The organism is Streptococcus sp. FDAARGOS_520, assembly GCF_003812685.1.
In the GTDB taxonomy this organism is placed as follows: Bacteria; Bacillota; Bacilli; order Lactobacillales; family Streptococcaceae; genus Streptococcus; species Streptococcus agalactiae.
This window is the reverse complement of sequence record NZ_CP033810.1, coordinates 572,741-591,803: the sequence shown is the minus strand read 5'-3', so window position 1 is coordinate 591,803 and position 19,063 is coordinate 572,741. Positions and strand designations below refer to the sequence as shown.

At 35.6% G+C, this 19,063-nt stretch carries 23 protein-coding genes; all 23 read left to right on the top strand.

All coding sequences use genetic code 11. From position 1 onward, the window contains the following. Positions 1 to 305: 305 nt before the first annotated feature. Entirely contained in the window at positions 306 to 980 is a 675-nt protein-coding gene (gene dltR / locus EGX96_RS03135) for a two-component system response regulator DltR (protein ID WP_001238594.1), read from the top strand. Beyond that, positions 980 to 2,167, top strand: a complete 1,188-nt coding sequence (gene dltS, locus EGX96_RS03130) for a two-component system sensor histidine kinase DltS (protein WP_000490535.1) — start codon at positions 980 to 982, stop codon at positions 2,165 to 2,167. The genes dltR and dltS overlap by 1 nt, the downstream gene beginning before the upstream one ends. A 10-nt stretch (positions 2,168 to 2,177) precedes the next feature. Further along, positions 2,178 to 2,300 carry a teichoic acid D-Ala incorporation-associated protein DltX gene (gene dltX, locus EGX96_RS03125; protein WP_000806142.1) on the top strand — a complete coding sequence of 41 codons (123 nt, stop codon included), beginning with the start codon at positions 2,178 to 2,180 and terminating at the stop codon, positions 2,298 to 2,300. Between the two features lie 12 nt (positions 2,301 to 2,312). Next, positions 2,313 to 3,848: a D-alanine--poly(phosphoribitol) ligase subunit DltA gene (gene dltA, locus EGX96_RS03120; protein ID WP_000581010.1), complete on the top strand. Its 1,536-nt coding sequence runs from the start codon at positions 2,313 to 2,315 to the stop codon at positions 3,846 to 3,848. Beyond that, positions 3,845 to 5,110, top strand: coding sequence for a D-alanyl-lipoteichoic acid biosynthesis protein DltB (dltB, locus tag EGX96_RS03115; protein ID WP_000613599.1), 1,266 nt, complete (start codon positions 3,845 to 3,847; stop codon positions 5,108 to 5,110). The genes dltA and dltB overlap by 4 nt, the downstream gene beginning before the upstream one ends. Positions 5,111 to 5,124: 14 nt before the next feature. Continuing rightward, a complete protein-coding gene (dltC, locus tag EGX96_RS03110) occupies positions 5,125 to 5,364 on the top strand; it encodes a D-alanine--poly(phosphoribitol) ligase subunit DltC (RefSeq protein WP_000351975.1) in 240 nt (79 codons plus the stop codon). Next, a complete protein-coding gene (gene dltD, locus EGX96_RS03105) occupies positions 5,357 to 6,619 on the top strand; it encodes a D-alanyl-lipoteichoic acid biosynthesis protein DltD (protein WP_000919740.1) in 1,263 nt (420 codons plus the stop codon). The genes dltC and dltD overlap by 8 nt, the downstream gene beginning before the upstream one ends. A gap of 174 nt (positions 6,620 to 6,793) precedes the next feature. After that, positions 6,794 to 7,186, top strand: coding sequence for a DUF1310 domain-containing protein (locus tag EGX96_RS03100; RefSeq protein WP_000835879.1), 393 nt, complete (start codon positions 6,794 to 6,796; stop codon positions 7,184 to 7,186). Continuing rightward, positions 7,186 to 8,478: an Mbeg1-like protein gene (locus tag EGX96_RS03095; RefSeq protein ID WP_000416815.1), complete on the top strand. Its 1,293-nt coding sequence runs from the start codon at positions 7,186 to 7,188 to the stop codon at positions 8,476 to 8,478. The genes EGX96_RS03100 and EGX96_RS03095 overlap by 1 nt, the downstream gene beginning before the upstream one ends. After that, positions 8,469 to 8,861: a hypothetical protein gene (locus tag EGX96_RS03090; protein ID WP_123957816.1), complete on the top strand. Its 393-nt coding sequence runs from the start codon at positions 8,469 to 8,471 to the stop codon at positions 8,859 to 8,861. Before EGX96_RS03095 ends, EGX96_RS03090 begins: the two co-directional genes overlap by 10 nt. Before the next feature lie 9 nt (positions 8,862 to 8,870). Next, the gene (locus tag EGX96_RS03085; protein ID WP_000055643.1) at positions 8,871 to 9,152 is read left to right on the top strand and encodes a hypothetical protein; all 282 of its coding nucleotides are present in this window, start codon (positions 8,871 to 8,873) and stop codon (positions 9,150 to 9,152) included. Between the two features lie 181 nt (positions 9,153 to 9,333). Then, entirely contained in the window at positions 9,334 to 10,116 is a 783-nt protein-coding gene (locus tag EGX96_RS03080; RefSeq protein ID WP_000590336.1) for a TatD family hydrolase, read from the top strand. Continuing rightward, on the top strand, positions 10,103 to 10,663 hold the full coding sequence (gene rnmV / locus EGX96_RS03075) for a ribonuclease M5 (RefSeq protein WP_000717745.1): 561 nt from the start codon (positions 10,103 to 10,105) through the stop codon (positions 10,661 to 10,663). Before EGX96_RS03080 ends, rnmV begins: the two co-directional genes overlap by 14 nt. An 18-nt stretch (positions 10,664 to 10,681) precedes the next feature. Next, the gene (locus EGX96_RS03070; protein WP_000456288.1) at positions 10,682 to 11,173 is read left to right on the top strand and encodes a hypothetical protein; all 492 of its coding nucleotides are present in this window, start codon (positions 10,682 to 10,684) and stop codon (positions 11,171 to 11,173) included. A gap of 79 nt (positions 11,174 to 11,252) precedes the next feature. Next, positions 11,253 to 12,125 carry a 16S rRNA (adenine(1518)-N(6)/adenine(1519)-N(6))-dimethyltransferase RsmA gene (rsmA, locus tag EGX96_RS03065; RefSeq protein WP_001216818.1) on the top strand — a complete coding sequence of 291 codons (873 nt, stop codon included), beginning with the start codon at positions 11,253 to 11,255 and terminating at the stop codon, positions 12,123 to 12,125. A gap of 3 nt (positions 12,126 to 12,128) precedes the next feature. Then, positions 12,129 to 12,980, top strand: coding sequence for a putative RNA methyltransferase (locus EGX96_RS03060; protein ID WP_000959497.1), 852 nt, complete (start codon positions 12,129 to 12,131; stop codon positions 12,978 to 12,980). A gap of 155 nt (positions 12,981 to 13,135) precedes the next feature. Beyond that, positions 13,136 to 14,008 (top strand): ribosome small subunit-dependent GTPase A, encoded by an 873-nt coding sequence (gene rsgA, locus EGX96_RS03055; RefSeq protein WP_001162036.1) that lies wholly within the window; start codon positions 13,136 to 13,138, stop codon positions 14,006 to 14,008. A 6-nt stretch (positions 14,009 to 14,014) separates the two neighbouring features. After that, the gene (gene rpe / locus EGX96_RS03050; protein ID WP_000106173.1) at positions 14,015 to 14,677 is read left to right on the top strand and encodes a ribulose-phosphate 3-epimerase; all 663 of its coding nucleotides are present in this window, start codon (positions 14,015 to 14,017) and stop codon (positions 14,675 to 14,677) included. Then, on the top strand, positions 14,670 to 15,302 hold the full coding sequence (locus EGX96_RS03045; RefSeq protein WP_000160920.1) for a thiamine diphosphokinase: 633 nt from the start codon (positions 14,670 to 14,672) through the stop codon (positions 15,300 to 15,302). Before rpe ends, EGX96_RS03045 begins: the two co-directional genes overlap by 8 nt. 1 nt (position 15,303) lies before the next feature. Continuing rightward, complete coding sequence (rmuC, locus tag EGX96_RS03040; RefSeq protein ID WP_000960187.1) at positions 15,304 to 16,578, top strand: DNA recombination protein RmuC; 1,275 nt, start codon at positions 15,304 to 15,306, stop codon at positions 16,576 to 16,578. After that, complete coding sequence (locus EGX96_RS03035) at positions 16,568 to 17,509, top strand: 3'-5' exoribonuclease YhaM family protein (protein WP_000700694.1); 942 nt, start codon at positions 16,568 to 16,570, stop codon at positions 17,507 to 17,509. The genes rmuC and EGX96_RS03035 overlap by 11 nt, the downstream gene beginning before the upstream one ends. Positions 17,510 to 17,605: 96 nt before the next feature. Beyond that, positions 17,606 to 18,418, top strand: a complete 813-nt coding sequence (gene purR / locus EGX96_RS03030; protein ID WP_000776878.1) for a pur operon repressor — start codon at positions 17,606 to 17,608, stop codon at positions 18,416 to 18,418. A gap of 218 nt (positions 18,419 to 18,636) precedes the next feature. Continuing rightward, positions 18,637 to 19,050, top strand: coding sequence for a 30S ribosomal protein S12 (rpsL, locus tag EGX96_RS03020; protein WP_001142328.1), 414 nt, complete (start codon positions 18,637 to 18,639; stop codon positions 19,048 to 19,050). Positions 19,051 to 19,063: the final 13 nt, after the last annotated feature.

Below are 19,063 nucleotides of genomic sequence, written 5' to 3'. Positions count from 1 at the left end.
TTTTTGGTACCTTCATAACGATAAAGGTTTTTGTGAGAGTAGTTTGAGTATATTATAGATAAAGTTAATGAAAAGTGAGTTTATAATGCGGAAATTCGTAGACAAATAGCCCCTATTTTTGTTAAAATATGAGGAGATTTCTTATTGAGAAATATCTTTATAGCGAGTGATATTTTATTTTTTAGACGCTTGTATTATTGAAGTAGTTTAGTGACTTAGGAAATACTTTTATTAATATCGTTTTTTCAAGGTTATTTCAATTTTGCTAGTTTATACTATAATATATATGGTAAGGTGACTAGAAAATGAGACTTCTTGTAGTTGAGGATGAAAAAAGTATAGCAGAGGCTATTCAAGCTTTATTGGCAGATAAAGGTTATTCTGTTGATTTAGCATTTGATGGAGATGATGGGTTAGAATACATTTTGACAGGTCTCTATGATTTAGTCCTGTTGGATATTATGTTACCCAAACGCTCAGGATTATCTGTTTTAAAAAGAGTGAGGGAAGCTGGTTTAGAAACCCCAATAATCTTTTTAACTGCAAAATCACAGACTTATGATAAAGTTAATGGTTTAGATTTAGGGGCAGATGATTATATCACAAAACCCTTTGAAGCAGATGAATTGCTAGCTAGAATTAGGCTGAGAACCAGACAATCTTCTCTAATCAGAGCAAATCAATTGCGGCTTGGAAATATAAGGCTTAACACAGATTCACATGAGCTAGAATCTAAAGAAAGTAGTGTAAAATTATCCAATAAAGAATTTCTCTTGATGGAAGTTTTTATGCGAAATGCAAAGCAGATTATTCCTAAAAATCAGTTGATTTCTAAGGTTTGGGGACCTTCAGACAATTCAGAATATAACCAGTTAGAAGTATTTATTTCTTTTTTGCGAAAAAAATTGCGCTTTTTAAAAGCAGACATTGAAATAATAACCACTAAGGGCTTTGGATATTCCTTGGAGGAGAGGACATAATGTTTAGTGATTTACGCAAAAAATTTGTCTTTTTGACCATGTCAATCCTTATTGTCGTTGTTCTCTTTCTATTTGCAGTTAGTAATCGCTACAATCAATATTGGGATGAATATGATGCATATAGGATTGTTAAATTAGTTGCCAAAAATGATTATTTAGGAATACCAGGCGATGAACCGATTGCTTTGGTGACTATAGATAACCAAAAGATGGTTAAGATTCAAAGCAATAATACTGATTTGACAAATGATGTTATCGAAAAATCTAGTTTGAAGCTCCTTGAGCAAGGAAAGAAGTCACGAAAATGGAAGTCTTTTATATATTCCATAAAAGAATATAAAGATAAAACCTACACCATAGCTATTATGGATTTGGCTAGTTATGAAGTCCCTTATGCAAGGCGTTTTCTAATTCTTGTTTTTACTATTTTTGGATTTTGTTTATTAGCAGCTGTAAGTCTTTATCTTTCTCGATTTATTGTAGGACCTGTAGAGACAGAAATGACTCGCGAAAAACAGTTCGTTTCAGATGCGAGTCATGAGCTGAAGACCCCTATTGCAGCTATACGAGCCAACGTTCAGGTTCTGGAACAGCAAATTCCAGGGAATCGTTATCTGGATCATGTTGTTTCGGAGACTAAGCGAATGGAGTTTTTAATTGAAGATTTGCTTAATTTGTCTAGACTTGATGAAAAACGCTCCAAGGTAAATTTCAAAAAGTTAAACTTATCTGTCTTATGTCAAGAAGTACTTCTAACATATGAAAGTTTGGCATATGAAGAAGAAAAGTGTTTAAATGATACGATTGAAGATGATGTCTGGATTGTTGGAGAAGAGAGTCAGATTAAGCAAATTTTAATAATTCTTTTGGATAATGCTATTAGGCATTCTTTGTCAAAATCAGCAATCCAGTTTAGTCTTAAACAAGCTCGAAGAAAAGCTATTCTGACAATATCAAATCCAAGTGCTATCTATTCCAAAGAGGTTATGGATAATCTCTTTGAGCGTTTTTATCAAGCTAAAGATGATCATGCAGATTCTCTCAGTTTTGGTCTAGGCTTATCTATTGCTAAAGCAATCGTGGAACGCCATAAGGGGAGAATTAGAGCATATCAAGAAAAAGACCAATTACGTCTTGAAGTCCAGTTACCAATTGATGGATTTTGGACCAATACCATGATTAATTAAAGGAAGAATGATGAAACCATATTTATCTTTTATTGGTAGAACGTTATTATACTTCGGTATTTTATTGTTACTAATTTACTTTTTTGCATACCTTAGTCGCGGACAAGGCAGTTTTATTTATAATGAATTCTAGGAGATGGTACAAATGATACATGATATGATTAAAACAATTGAGCATTTTGCTGAGACACAAGCTGATTTTCCAGTGTATGATATTTTAGGGGAAGTCCATACTTATGGACAACTTAAAGTAGACTCTGACTCTCTAGCTGCTCATATTGATAGCCTAGGCCTTGTTGAAAAATCACCTGTCTTAGTATTCGGTGGTCAAGAATATGAAATGTTGGCGACATTTGTTGCTTTAACAAAGTCAGGGCATGCTTATATACCGGTTGACCAACACTCTGCTTTGGATAGAATACAGGCTATTATGACAGTTGCTCAACCAAGCCTTATCATTTCAATTGGTGAATTTCCTCTTGAAGTTGATAATGTCCCAATCCTAGACGTTTCTCAAGTTTCAGCTATTTTTGAAGAAAAGACTCCTTATGAGGTAACACATTCTGTTAAAGGTGATGATAATTACTATATTATTTTCACTTCAGGGACTACTGGTTTACCAAAAGGTGTGCAAATTTCACATGACAATTTATTGAGCTTTACAAATTGGATGATTTCTGATGATGAGTTTTCAGTTCCTGAAAGACCGCAAATGTTGGCTCAACCGCCATATTCATTTGACTTATCAGTTATGTATTGGGCACCAACACTAGCTATGGGAGGCACCCTGTTTGCCCTACCAAAGACAGTAGTTAATGATTTCAAAAAACTATTCGCTACCATTAATGAATTGCCAATACAGGTTTGGACTTCGACACCATCATTTGCTGATATGGCGCTACTATCTAACGATTTCAATTCAGAGACCTTGCCACAGTTAACACATTTTTATTTTGATGGGGAAGAGTTAACTGTCAAGACTGCACAAAAACTTCGTCAACGTTTTCCAAAAGCTCGTATCGTTAATGCATATGGGCCAACAGAAGCAACAGTTGCTCTATCCGCAGTAGCAATTACTGATGAAATGTTAGAAACATGCAAACGCCTTCCAATTGGTTACACTAAAGATGACTCACCAACGTATGTGATTGATGAAGAAGGTCATAAATTACCAAACGGAGAGCAAGGTGAAATCATTATTGCTGGACCAGCAGTATCAAAAGGCTATCTTAACAATCCAGAAAAGACAGCTGAGGCATTTTTCCAATTCGAAGGTCTACCTGCTTACCATACCGGTGACTTAGGAAGTATGACCGATGAAGGTCTTCTGCTTTACGGTGGGCGTATGGATTTCCAAATTAAATTTAACGGCTATCGTATTGAATTAGAAGATGTTTCTCAAAACTTAAACAAATCGCAGTATGTAAAATCAGCAGTAGCAGTGCCACGTTATAACAAGGATCATAAAGTTCAAAACTTATTAGCCTATATTGTCTTAAAAGAAGGTGTAAGAGATGATTTTGAACGTGATTTGGATTTGACAAAAGCAATTAAGGAAGACTTAAAGGACATTATGATGGATTACATGATGCCATCTAAATTTATCTATCGAGAGGATTTACCTTTGACACCAAATGGGAAAATTGATATCAAAGGTCTTATGAGCGAGGTAAACAAGTGATACAGGCATTTTTAGAAAAACTTCCTCACTTGGATGTTTATGGGAATCCACAATATTTCTTCTACCTTATCTTAGCTGTCCTACCAATTTACATCGGCTTATTCTTTAAGAAGCGTTTTGCCTTATATGAGATTATTTTTAGTCTAAGTTTTATTGTAATGATGTTGACTGGTAGTACTTTTAATCAATTGAAGTCACTATTGGCATACGTTGTCGGACAGTCTCTGCTAGTTTTTATCTATAAAGCTTACCGGAAACGATTTAATCATACTTTGGTCTTTTATGTAACGGTTTGTTTATCTATTTTTCCGCTATTTTTGGTAAAATTAATTTCAGCTATATCTGAGGATGGGCATCAGTCACTTTTTGGGTTTCTAGGAATTTCTTACCTTACTTTTAGAGCTGTTGCTATGATTATTGAAATGAGAGACGGTGTCTTGAAAGAATTTACTTTATGGGAATTCTTAAGATTTTTACTCTTCTTTCCAACTTTCTCAAGTGGACCAATTGATCGTTTTAAACGATTCAATGAGGATTACATTAATATCCCAGATCGAAACGAACTCCTAGATATGTTAGGTCAAGCGATTCATTATTTGATGTTAGGTTTTCTCTATAAGTTTATTTTAGCCTATATTTTTGGAAGTCTGATTATGCCTCCTCTAAAAGAATTAGCGCTAGAACAGGGTGGTGTGTTTAATTGGCCAACACTTGGGGTTATGTATGCCTTTGGTTTTGATTTGTTCTTTGATTTTGCAGGTTACACAATGTTTGCGTTGGCTATTTCTAACCTAATGGGGATTAAGTCTCCGATTAACTTTGACAAACCTTTCAAATCACGCGACCTAAAAGAATTTTGGAATAGATGGCATATGAGCCTTTCTTTCTGGTTTAGAGACTTTGTTTTCATGAGGCTTGTTAAGCTTTTAGTTAAAAATAAAGTTTTTAAAAACCGTAATGTTACTTCAAGTGTAGCTTATATTATCAATATGCTTCTTATGGGATTCTGGCATGGGTTAACTTGGTACTATATAGCCTATGGTCTCTTTCATGGGATTGGCCTAGTTATTAATGACGCTTGGGTACGTAAGAAGAAAAATATTAATAAAGAAAGAAGATTGGCTAAAAAACCACTTTTACCAGAAAACAAATGGACTTATGCTTTGGGTGTCTTCATCACCTTTAATGTAGTTATGTTTTCTTTCTTGATTTTTTCAGGATTTTTAGATCTTTTGTGGTTCCCACAACCGCATAACAAATAATAAGGAGTATTATAATGGATATTAAATCAGAAGTATTAGCAATTATTGATGACCTATTTATGGAGGATGTTTCTTCTATGATGGATGAAGACTTATTTGACGCAGGAGTTCTAGACAGCATGGGTACTGTTGAACTAATTGTTGAGTTGGAAAGCCACTTTAATATTGATATTCCGATTGCGGAATTTGGTCGTAATGACTGGAACACAGCTAATAAAATTGTTGCTGGAGTAACGGAGCTCTGCAATGCTTAAACGTCTAGGTAAAGTATTTGGACCTCTAGTTTGTGCTTTACTATTGTTGGTAGGATTATATTTTGTTTTTCCTGTTTCTCAGCCTCATCATTTAGGTAAGGAAAAAAACAGTGCAGTAGCGTTGACGAAGGCAGGTTTTAAAAGCAGAGTTCAAAAAGTTAGAGCTTTCAGTGATCCTAAAGCCAATTTTGTCCCTTTCTTTGGTTCAAGTGAGTGGCTAAGATTTGACGCAATGCATCCATCAGTTTTAGCAGAGGCTTACAATAGGTCTTATATCCCATATCTTTTAGGTCAAAAAGGGGCGGCTTCTCTGACACAATACTATGGCATTCAACAGATTAAAGGACAAATCAAAAATAAAAAAGCTATCTATGTTATTTCTCCGCAATGGTTTGTTCGCAAGGGAGCCAACAAAGGTGCTTTTCAAAACTATTTCAGCAACGATCAAACCATTCGATTTTTGCAAAATCAAACAGGGACAACCTACGATAGGTATGCTGCTCGTCGATTGTTAAAATTATATCCTGAAGCTTCTATGTCAGATTTGATAGAAAAAGTTGCAGATGGCCAAAAACTATCAAATAAAGACAAACAAAGACTAAAGTTTAATGATTGGGTATTTGAGAAGACAGATGCTATTTTTAGCTATCTACCACTAGGAAAAACTTATAATCAGGCAATAATGCCTCATGTTGGTAAATTACCGAAAGCATTCTCATATAATCATTTATCGCGTATTGCATCACAAGATGCTAAAGTAGCAACGAGATCAAATCAATTTGGTATTGATGATCGCTTTTACCAAACAAGAATTAAAAAGCACTTAAAAAAATTGAAAGGGTCACAACGACATTTCAATTATACTAAGTCACCAGAATTTAATGATTTACAGTTGGTTCTTAATGAATTCTCAAAACAAAATACAGATGTCCTTTTTGTCATACCACCAGTAAATAAAAAGTGGACAGACTACACAGGGCTTGATCAAAAAATGTATCAAAAATCTGTAGAAAAAATAAAACACCAACTTCAAAGTCAAGGTTTCAATCATATCGCTGACCTTTCTCGAGATGGAGGTAAGCCATACTTTATGCAAGATACAATCCATTTAGGTTGGAATGGTTGGTTAGAGCTAGATAAGCATATCAATCCATTTTTAACAGAGGAAAACAGCAAGCCGAATTATCACATTAATAATAAATTTTTGAAGAAATCTTGGGCAAAATATACAGGACGTCCAAGTGATTACAAGTAAATAGTAGAGTCAGATGATTTATAGCATTAGAGCTATTAATCATCTTTTTTAATATCTTTGTATTTGGTAATCCTAAGATAACTAATCCATGTTTTATAGTTTTTCATTTATAATGAGAATAAATTTATGATAAACTAGATATCAAATGAGTGTTATATGATAAAAGGAGGAGAGATGAAGTCAATAAAATTACTTAGTTTTATTGTAATAATCCTTTTAGGGCTTGGTTTCACTGTAGGAGGTTTAAAAGTGACTGAAAACAATAAACAACAAGAATTATGGGAAATAGCTAATAGCAAAGACGCTAAAAATGCTTATCAAAAGTGGATTTATGCAGAAGATGAAGATGCTTTCAAAGAGAATGCTGTTATTAAGTCGTATGATATTGACAAAGAAAGTATCAAAAAAAATCCTATGGGAGGGATTTCGGTAAGGTTAATCATTAATAAAGATCCTAACTTATATATTACTTGTAATTTGGATAGGGATAATCAAGGGCATTTGGTCAGTCAAAGTAGCCATCAATCTCCCCAGTTAACTCATTTATTGGAAAGTAGAGGTCATTAATGGAAAAAGTCTTGACTGATTTAGATAGGGTAAATATAGCGAAGCAAGAGTATGAATTAGGTAGCCAACTTGATACACTAGTCAAAATAATGAGCCAAGATAAGGTACTCCCCATCGGTAAAGTTGCTCACGTTCAAGATGGAGGCAAAGAAACCGGGGAACAAATTTATACCATCACTCCAAATGGAACTTTAGACAAGCCAGAGGATGTTAAGGAAGTTACGGTTTTATTTAAGGGGTCAACAGCACCGTTTGGAGGGGATGATTGGAAAACAGACTGGTTTAAAAATGATATTCCAATAGCTAGTAAACTATTATTAAAGAAATTTGGTTCACAAAGTGTATCTCATAAACAAGGTACAAAGCAGTTAGAACAATCAGCTCATCTGCTAAAAGAAGTTATGAATAAATATCCTAACGCAAAAATTTCGGTCTACGGACACTCGTTAGGGTCAATGAATGCACAGTATGCTATTGCAGAATTGGATGATAATCAAATTTACCGAGTTCAAGGAGCTTGGATATATAACGGTCCAAACCTTTATAGTATTTTGACAGATAAACAAAAAGAACAGGTTGATAAAATAAAAGGGGTGGTCAATAATTACGTTGATTCCAAGGATAAAATTGGAATAGGTTATCCTAAAGAAGGAAGCGATAATGCTGTCGGAATTGTTAAAATAGTTGACAGTAAAGCTGTTTCAGGAGGTAGCTGGGTTGCTAATTTTACCAATCAGCATATTTGGGGAGGCTACCAGTACAATCCAGATGGTTCTTTAAAATTAGCAGAAGATAAATTTGCTTACAAAGAAAACTATTCAGTAGTTCATACGAATGTGAATCAAAGAATGCATGCTATTAAAGCGAAACTTAGTAGCTTTAAAAGTACGGGAAAAGAAGTTAGTAAGAATCAAGCTATTTTCCTAGATAGTCAACAAGCAAAAGTGATCTCTAGTGGTTTGGTAACGATATCAAAAGAAGCAGTTGAAGAAGTTAAAAAAGTTGAGCAAAAAGCAGTTGCTAAAGCAGAAGAGCTTTATCAATCTTTAAAAGTAGCTCCTACAGGAGTTACTGAACTAAGTCCTCAAGAATTGGAAGAAGCGTATGCTCAGTCAGGTGTTAGCTATGCGAGCATTGTCGGAGAAGCTCAAACCTTTTTCTCAAATAAAACTCAAGCGGCAGAAAGCATTTCTCACGCTTACGTTGAATTAGAAAACCAAATTAATAAAGGAGTTGAAGCTATGTTGCGACAAGATAGTAACTTGTCAGGGGAGTTTAAACAATGGCACTGATTGATATCATTGAAAAACAATTAGCTGATACTCAGAGGAAAATATCAGATTTAGATGATGCCTATCACCATAGTTGTTGCCAGTTTGAAGAAAAATTAGACGATCTCTCAGTAAGAAAAAATAAGATTATTAATATGCTTCAAGAAACTTACGACGCTGTTGAATATGATTTGAGATATAGTAATGATAGCTCAGATATGATGACGCTCAATCGTATTTTAGATTCTTATCATGACGACTTAGAGCAAGCTTACCATAAAGAGTACTATGCCTTGTCCGCTCAAGAAGAAGAATATAGAGCTAACTATATTCGGCAACGTTCAGAACATGAACTAACCTTTGAAGAGTTGCAAAGGGAAAGGAAAAGAGAATTAATGAAGTAGGAGAAATTATTGAGTTTAATGTGGGATGTCCTGACTGGTAAGGAGTCAGTAAGGACTTTAAAAAAACAATTGGATAAAGAATTGATACATAGCGTGTACGCGCCACGCAAGAGATCTAAGTTTCACGATATTATTACGTCGCATCATAAAGAAATAGACGAAGTAGCCATCAACACAAAGACAGCTATTCATAAAGTTGCTAATCAATTGGACGAGGCAATAAAAGGAGAATTTCGTTCAAAGGTTGAGGAGGCTATTGAAAGCAATCAGCAAAAATATAATCATTTATAGTCTAGTTTCTCTACCATTAGCTAGACACTTGTAGAGGATTTTTACAGCAAGTATTCAAAAGTCAGAGCAAAAATGTTTTGACTTTTTTGATTTACTCTTTCTGATCAGAATGCTTCAGTCTTATGTTATAATAATAAAGATTAATGCTTGTAGCTACGATAAGCAAAGAAAGAACGATGATATGATAAAAATATTTGATACCCATACCCACCTTAACGTAGAAAATTTTGAAGGAAAGATAGACGAGGAAATTAATTTAGCTAGCGAACTCGGTGTTACAAAAATGAATGTTGTCGGCTTTGACCAAGATACCATTTCAAAATCTTTGGAATTATCTTCCCAATATGCACAGGTATATAGCACAATAGGATGGCATCCAACTGAAGCTGGTTCTTATGATGATAATATTGAGTCAATGATTATCAGTCATTTAGAAAATCCCAAGGTTATTGCACTTGGTGAAATTGGTCTGGATTATTATTGGATGGAGGATCCCAAAGATATTCAGATCGAGGTGTTTAAGCGTCAAATTGAACTTTCAAAAGAGTATAACCTTCCTTTTGTCGTTCATACACGTGATGCGTTAGAAGACACTTATGAAGTCATTAAGGAATCTGGAGTTGGGCCTTTTGGTGGTATAATGCACTCTTTTTCTGGTTCTTTGGAAATGGCTCAGAAATTTATTGATTTAGGGATGATGATTTCCTTTTCTGGTGTTGTGACCTTTAAGAAGGCATTAGATGTACAAGAAGCTGCACGAGAGTTGCCATTAGATAAGATATTAGTGGAAACAGATGCTCCTTATTTGGCTCCTGTACCTAAAAGAGGTCGAGAAAACAAAACCGCTTATACGAGATATGTCGTTGAAAAAATAGCAGAGCTACGAGGCATAACTGTGGAAGAGGTAGCGGAGGCTACATACCAAAATGCAGTAAGGATATTTAGACTTGATGAAAAAAATTGATATTCAAGAAGTGATCGTTGTCGAAGGGAAAGATGATACTGCTAATCTGCGACGCTTTTACAATGTTGATACCTATGAAACTAGAGGTTCAGCAATTGATGAAGATGATTTAGAGCGTATCGAACGTTTGCACAATTTGCGGGGAGTTATCGTCTTTACAGACCCAGATTATAATGGCGAGCGTATCCGTAAAATCATCATGAATGCCATTCCGACAGTCCGCCATGCCTTCCTCAATCGAGACGAGGCAAAGCCAGGCTCAAAGACCAAGGGACGATCTCTGGGTGTCGAGCATGCCAGCTTTGAAGATTTGCAGAAGGCACTCTCAAAAGTGACTCAGCATTTCGATGATGAAGATCATTTCGATATCACCCAAGCAGACCTCATTCGTTGGGGATTCATTACTGCTAGCGATAGCCGAAAACGCCGTGAGTATCTTGGGAATCAACTCCGTATCGGCTACTCAAATGGTAAACAACTCCTCAAACGCCTCAGACTCTTCGGAGTGACCAAGGCAGAAGTTGAAGAGTGTATGGAGGGGTATTAATAGAAAAGGAGAAAAATAGTGGAGTATAATGTAACGGAAGCATTGACTAGAGCTGGGGTAGATTTAGCAACGCTTGCAGTCAAAGGGACTGCAACTATGGTAACCAGTAAAATTCAATCAATAAAGGATGTAAAAGATGCTGCAACATTGAGAGCTACTTATGATGATTTAATTAACGAATTATTAGCTGAACGGGAGCAAGCAATTCGCATTGCACAGTCATATAAAGAAGAGTATGAAAAAATTAATATAGATGATGAGGATATTGAATATCTATCCAATACTCTCGAGCAAGGAATCTCATTGTTATATAATTTTTCTGGTCTAAATGAGGAACAGGAACGAACAATGAAACAATTGGTTACATTATTGAATAAAGATACTTTAAAAACAATGCAGTTGATTGGATTTAATTATAAGCAAGCAATAGGAGGACCACTAACCGAAGCTTGTGCAACTGCAATTAAAAATAAGTTTATAACTCAGAATAGTAAAGGCAAAAGGAAGTAGTGGTATAATCCAGTTGTAATATCACAAATAGCCTCAAATGTTATTTCAAAAATGATCAATATTAAGAAATAGAGGAATTATGAGAATCGCAGATAAAACCGTTACCCGCGCTATTTTGGAGCGTCATGGGTTTACATTTAAGAAATCATTCGGTCAGAACTTTTTGACCGATACTAATATTTTACAGAAGATTGTTGACACGGCAGAGATTGACAAGGGTGTCAACGTGATTGAGATTGGTCCTGGTATCGGGGCTTTGACAGAGTTTTTGGCTGAGAATGCAGCTGAGGTTATGGCTTTTGAGATTGATGATCGTCTCATTCCTATCCTTGCTGATACGCTTGCGCGTTTTGACAATGTCCAAGTGGTCAATCAGGATATCCTCAAGGCTGATTTGCAGACCCAGATTCAGGCTTTCAAGAATCCTGATCTGCCTATCAAGGTGGTCGCAAACCTACCTTACTACATCACAACACCAATCCTTATGCACTTGATTGAGAGCAAGATTCCTTTTGCGGAGTTTGTGGTCATGATACAAAAAGAAGTGGCAGATCGTATTTCAGCTATGCCAAATACTAAAGCATACGGTTCTTTGTCAATCGCAGTGCAGTATTATATGACTGCCAAAGTATCATTTATCGTTCCGAGAACTGTTTTTGTTCCTGCTCCAAATGTAGATTCAGCTATTTTGAAAATGGTCCGTAGAGATCAACCAGTAGTGAGTGTTCAAGATGAGGATTTCTTTTTCAGAGTGTCAAAAGTAGCCTTCGTACATCGTCGTAAAACACTTTGGAATAATCTAACGAGTCATTTTGGAAAATCAGAAGATACTAAAGCAAAATTGGAAAAAGCATTAGAAATAGCAAAAATTAAGCCATCTATTCGCGGAGAAGCCTTATCTATCCCTGATTTTGCAAGTTTAGCAGATGCCTTGAAAGAGGTTGGGATATAAACTATGTTGGTTGACAAGAAGTGGCGTTTTGAAGATAGTGCAAGTTATTTCGCTTGTCCTAAATGTCAAAATCCCTTGATAAAAGAAAGTAATAGCCTCAAATGCTCTGATAATCATTGTTTTGATTTATCCAAATTTGGATATGTTAATCTTCTTGGAGGAAAGAAGGTAGATGAACATTATGATAAAAAATCATTTGAAAATCGGCAGCTTGTCTTAGAAAACGGGTATTATAATCATATTTTAGAAGCTATTTCAAAGGTTTTGGAAAATAATTCTCAGTTTCATTCGGTTTTAGATATTGGTTGTGGAGAGGGCTTTTATTCTCGTCAATTAGTTAACAAGCATGAGAAGACTTTCTTGGCTTTTGATATTTCTAAAGATTCGATTCAATTAGCTGCTAAAAGTGATCAGTCTAGGCTTGTGAAATGGTTTGTTTCTGATTTAGCTAACCTTCCTATTCAAGACTCATCAATTGATATCATTTTAGACATTTTTTCTCCTGCAAATTATAAAGAATTTAGGCGGGTGCTGAGTGATGATGGTATCCTTGTAAAGGTTGTTCCTGTAGCTGAACATGTTCAAGAATTGCGAGAAAAAGCTAGTCAATACTTGAAACAGAAAGATTACTCTAATCAAAAAATTCTAGATCACTTTAGAGAAAATTTTGAAATTATTTCTGAGCAGAAAGTTGTTCAAAGCTATAACTGTTCTCAACAAGAACGTCAAGCTTTTATTGATATGACACCGTTGTTATTCAGCGTAGATAAAACGACTATTGATTGGGCGAGTATATCAGAAATTACAGTAGGTGCCTTAATAGTAATTGGAAAAAAGCGCAGTGTATCTAAATAAGATCACTGCTTTTATGTTGGGAATTCATAAAATTGAGGTTATTTGAGAGAAATCGAACACCTGCAAATAGTTTCTATTTAGCTTATCTCTGAGAGTAGAGCTTATTTCTCATTTTATGATATAATAGTGGTATTCTAAACAATTAAGGAGAACAATTGCAAGGTAGAATTGTCAAGTCGCTAGCAGGTTTTTATTATGTGGAATCTGACGGTGTTGTTTATCAGACACGTGCGCGTGGAAATTTTAGAAAAAAAGGTCAAATTCCCTACGTTGGGGATTGGGTTGAATTTTCTTCGCAAGATCAATCAGAAGGATATATTCTATCAATTGAAGAGCGTAAAAATAGCCTCGTACGACCACCTATTGTTAATATTGATCAAGCTGTCGTTATCATGTCTGCTAAAGAACCTGATTTTAACGCTAACTTATTAGACCGGTTCTTAGTACTTCTAGAATATAAGATGATTCAGCCTATCATTTATATTTCCAAGTTGGATTTGTTAGACGATTTGGTTGTTATTGATGATATTCGCGAACATTATCAGAATATAGGCTACGTTTTCTGTTATTCTCAAGAGGAACTCTTGCCTCTGTTAGCAAATAAAGTGACTGTTTTTATGGGCCAGACAGGTGTCGGAAAATCAACGCTTCTCAACAAAATTGCTCCTGAGTTGAAACTTGAAACTGGTGAAATTTCGGGTAGTTTAGGCCGTGGCCGACACACCACAAGAGCAGTTAGTTTCTATAACGTTCATAAAGGAAAAATTGCAGACACTCCTGGTTTTTCTTCTTTGGACTATGAAGTGGATAATGCAGAGGACTTAAACGAATCCTTTCCAGAGCTTCGTAGACTTAGTCATTTTTGTAAATTCCGCTCGTGTACGCATACACATGAGCCTAAATGTGCTGTAAAAGAAGCCTTAACTCAAGGTCAGTTATGGCAAGTCCGCTATGATAACTACCTCCAATTTTTAAGTGAAATTGAGAGCCGTCGTGAAACATATAAGAAAGTTATTAAAAGAAAGTAGGTTTCTATGTCAACCAATAAAATTGCCCCATCGATATTAGCAGCAGACTATGCTAATTTTGCTAACGAATTGAAACGTATTGAAGAGACAACAGCAGAATACGTTCATATTGATATCATGGATGGTCAATTTGTCCCTAATATTAGTTTTGGTGCGGATGTTGTATCCAGCATGCGTAAACACAGTAAACTTGTTTTTGATTGTCATCTGATGGTTGTTGATCCAGAACGTTATATTGAGGCTTTTGCTCAAGCTGGTGCTGATATCATGACCATTCATGTTGAAGCAACGAAACATATACATGGTGCGCTTCAAAAGATAAAAGAGGCAGGAATGAAAGCAGGTGTGGTTATTAACCCAGGAACACCCGTAGAATCTCTTATTCCTATCTTAGATTTGGTTGACCAGATTTTAATTATGACTGTTAATCCTGGCTTTGGTGGACAAGCCTTTATTCCAGAAATGATGTCAAAAGTAAAGACAGTTGCAGCATGGCGCAAAGAGTACGGTCATCATTATGATATTGAAGTTGATGGCGGTATAGATAATACTACAATTAAGGCAGCAGCAGAGGCTGGTGCAAATGTCTTTGTTGCAGGTTCTTATCTCTTTAAAGCAAGTGATTTACCTGCACAAGTAGAAACCTTAAGGGTGGCGCTCGATGACTAAAATTGCTTTATTTGCTGGCGGTGACTTAACTTATTTTGAATATGATTTTGACTATTTTGTCGGAATTGACCGTGGAAGCCTATTTTTATTAAAAAATGGGCTTTCTTTGGACATGGCAGTGGGTGATTTTGATTCTATAACAGAAGATGAACTGCTTTATATCAAACACTATTGTAGCAATATCGTTTCTGCTAGTGCAGAAAAAAATGATACAGATACAGAATTAGCTTTAAAAACTATTTTCAAAGAATTTCCAGAAGCTCAGGTGACCGTATTTGGAGCATTTGGTGGCAGGATTGACCATATGATGTCTAATATCTTTTTACCAAGTGACAGAGATCTAGAACCATTTATGTCACAAATCAGACTCAAAGATGAACAAAACATAGTGACTTATCTACCATCCGGGAAAAATCAAGTCTCAAGGATTGAAGGGATGTCCTATGTCTCGTTCATGCCTGAGAGTGAGTCTACTTTGCAGATTTCTGGGGCTAAATATGAATTGAACAAAAGTAATTATTTTAAGAAAAAAATGTATTCCAGTAATGAATTTATGACTTCGCCAATTGAAGTAGAGCTCAAAGATGGTTACTTAATCATTATTTATAGTAAGGATAGAGGTTAATATGCTTGTCATCATTTTGATCATTGTACTAGCTAGTCTGACAGTGACGATAATTTCTTACCAAAAAATGACGGAATTAACAAAGTCCGTTGAAAAACAACTTGAAGATAATGCTGATAATCTATCAGACCAACTGACATATCAGATAGAAGTGGCGCAAAAAGATCAAATTCTAACGTTGACTAATCAGCTAAACCGTATGCAACAGGAAATTTATCAGTTGCTTACCGATATGCGTACAGAATTAAATCAGCATTTAACGGAGAGTCGAGATCGATCAGACAAACGCTTGGAATTGATTAACTCCAATTTATCTCAGTCAGTTCAGAAAATGCAAGATTCCAATGAAAAACGCTTGGATCAAATGCGCCAAACTGTTGAGGAAAAGCTAGAAAAAACGCTACAAACGCGTTTGCAAACTTCTTTTGAAACTGTATCGCGTCAACTAGAGAGCGTCAATCAAGGTCTTGGGGAGATGAAAACTGTTGCCCAAGATGTTGGTACACTGAACAAAGTCTTGTCAAATACTAAGACAAGGGGAATATTAGGGGAGTTACAACTCGGCCAAATTATAGAAGATATTATGACAGTTAGTCAATATGAGAGAGAATTTCCTACGGTGTCTGGCTCTTCTGAGCGTGTTGAATATGCTATTAAATTACCTGGAAATGGTCAGGGAGATTATATCTATTTGCCTATTGACTCTAAGTTTCCTCTAGAAGATTATTACCGATTGGAAGATGCTTATGAATTGGGTGACAAGGTTCAAATAGAACTCTATCGTAAATCTTTACTGGCAAGTATTCGTAAATTTGCAAAAGATATAAACAATAAGTACTTAAATCCTCCTGAAACGACAAATTTTGGTATCATGTTCTTACCAACTGAAGGGCTCTATTCTGAAGTGGTAAGAAATGCAACATTCTTTGATAGTCTAAGACGTGACGAAAATATTGTAGTAGCTGGACCGTCAACCTTATCTGCTTTACTAAATTCATTATCTGTTGGCTTTAAAACCTTAAATATTCAAAAGAATGCTAATGATATTAGTAAAATTTTAGGGAATGTCAAGGTTGAATTTGGAAAATTTGGTGGCATGTTATCAAAAGCTCAAAAACAATTAAATACAGCAAGTAAAAGTATTGATAGTTTACTCACAACGCGGACAAACGCTATTATCAGAGTCTTAAATACAGTTGAAGAACATCAAGATCAAGCAACCACTAGCTTGTTAAACCTTCCTATAACAGAAGAAGAGGAAATTAATGAAAATTAACCAAATGAAAAAAGACGAGCTTTTTGAGGGGTTTTACCTTATAAAGAAAGCAGAAGTTCGTAAAACGCGTGCAGGTAAAGACTTTATTGCCTTTACCTTTCAAGATGATACTGGCGAAATTTCAGGAAATATGTGGGATGCACAGACCTATAATGTAGAAGAGTTTGTAGCCGGTAAAATTGTTCATATGAAAGGGCGTCGTGAAGTTTATAATGGAACTCCCCAAGTCAACCAAATTACATTAAGAAACATCAAAGATGGTGAACCTAATGATCCTAGAGATTTTAAAGAAAAACCTCCAATCAATGTTGACAACGTGAGAGAGTACATGGAACAAATGCTCTTTAAAATTGAAAATGCAACCTGGCAGCGTGTGGTAAGAGCACTTTATCGTAAATACAATAAGGAATTTTTTACCTATCCAGCCGCCAAAACAAACCACCACGCTTTTGAATCAGGATTGGCATATCACACGGCAACAATGGTTCGTTTGGCAGATAGTATCGGAGATATCTATCCAGAACTTAATAAAAGTTTGATGTTTGCTGGTATTATGCTACATGATTTAGCCAAGGTCATTGAGTTATCGGGTCCTGATAATACAGAATATACTATTCGAGGTAATCTTATCGGTCATATTTCACTTATTGATGAGGAATTAACAAAAATACTAGCAGAGCTTAATATTGATGATACAAAAGAAGAGGTTACAGTGTTACGCCATGTTATTCTGAGTCATCATGGACAATTAGAATATGGAAGCCCGGTTCGTCCTAGAATCATGGAGGCAGAAATTATCCATATGATCGATAACATTGATGCAAATATGATGATGATGACAACAGCTTTAAACCGTGTCAACGAAGGTGAAATGACAAATCGCATTTTTGCCATGGATAACCGTTCTTTTTATAAACCGAACATTAAATAATTTAGGTAGAATAATTAAGACCTAAAATAAAATGTTCGTTTTTAGCATTTGTTATGTTATACTATATGTAAAGAATGCTATGAATAAGGAGAAAATATGAAATTAAGACGTAGCGAACGCATGGTTGTTATTTCAAATTACCTAATAAATAATCCCTATACATTAACTAGTTTAAATACATTTGCTAGTAAATACGGTGCCGCGAAATCTTCGATTTCAGAAGATATTGCTATTATCAAAAAAGCTTTTGAACAAGCTCAAATCGGAGATATTAAAACTGTGACTGGTGCAAGTGGAGGTGTTATCTTTACACCAACTATTGCTGAAGCAGAAGCGAAAGAAATCGTTGAAGAATTAAGACAGCGTTTATCTGAAAACGATCGTATTCTTCCGGGAGGTTACATTTATCTTTCAGATCTACTCAGTACACCAAAAATGTTACAAAGTATTGGTCGCATTATAGCGAACGCTTACAGAGGTCAAAAAATTGATGCTGTCATGACGGTTGCAACAAAAGGTGTTCCTTTAGCAAACGCAGTAGCAAATGTTTTAGATGTTCCTTTTGTTATTGTGAGACGTGATTTGAAGATTACGGAAGGTTCTACTGTGTCAGTAAACTACGCTAGTGGTTCAAGTGGCCGTATTGAAAAAATGTTTCTTTCTAAGCGTAGCTTAAAACCTAACAGTCGAGTTTTAATAGTTGATGATTTCTTGAAAGGTGGAGGTACTGTTTCGGGGATGATTAGTTTACTCTCAGAATTCGATAGCACATTAGTAGGTGTCGCTGTATTTGCAGAAAATGCTCAGGAACAACGTGAGAAGATGGCCTATAAATCTCTTCTGAGAGTATCTGAAATTGATGTAAAAAATAATAGAGTCTCTGTAGAAGCGGGGAATATATTTGATTAAAGAGTCAAGGTGACATCCTTGATTCTTTTTGCTTGTAAAAGTAATAAAAGCTTGACACATTATGTGTAAAATGATACTATGATAAACGGTACTTTTACTTTTGGTCTCTCAAAAGTGTACAGAGACGTGCTGACAATTGTTGCAAAAGTACACGCAGATATAGGCTGTCACCAAGTGCTATATCAACCAAAAATAAAAAACTTACAGGAGAAATGTAGATGCCTACAATTAACCAGTTGGTACGTAAACCACGTAAATCTAAAGTTGAAAAATCAGATTCACCTGCTTTGAATATTGGTTACAACAGTCACAGAAAAGTTCACACTAAATTATCTGCACCACAAAAACGTGGTGTTGCAACTCGTGTTGGAACTATGACACCTAAAAAACCTAACTCTGCCCTTCGTAAATTTGCTCGTGTACGTTTGAGCAACCTTATTGAAGTTACTGCTTACATTCCAGGTATCGGACACAACTTGCAAGAACACAGTGTTGTGCTTATCCGTGGTGGACGTGTAAAAGACCTTCCAGGGGTACGTTACCATATCGTTCGTGGTGCACTTGATACTGCAGGTGTAGCTGATCGTAAACAAGGCCGTTCTAAATACGGTGCTAAACGTCCTAAAGGGTAATTAGAAGGGGGAT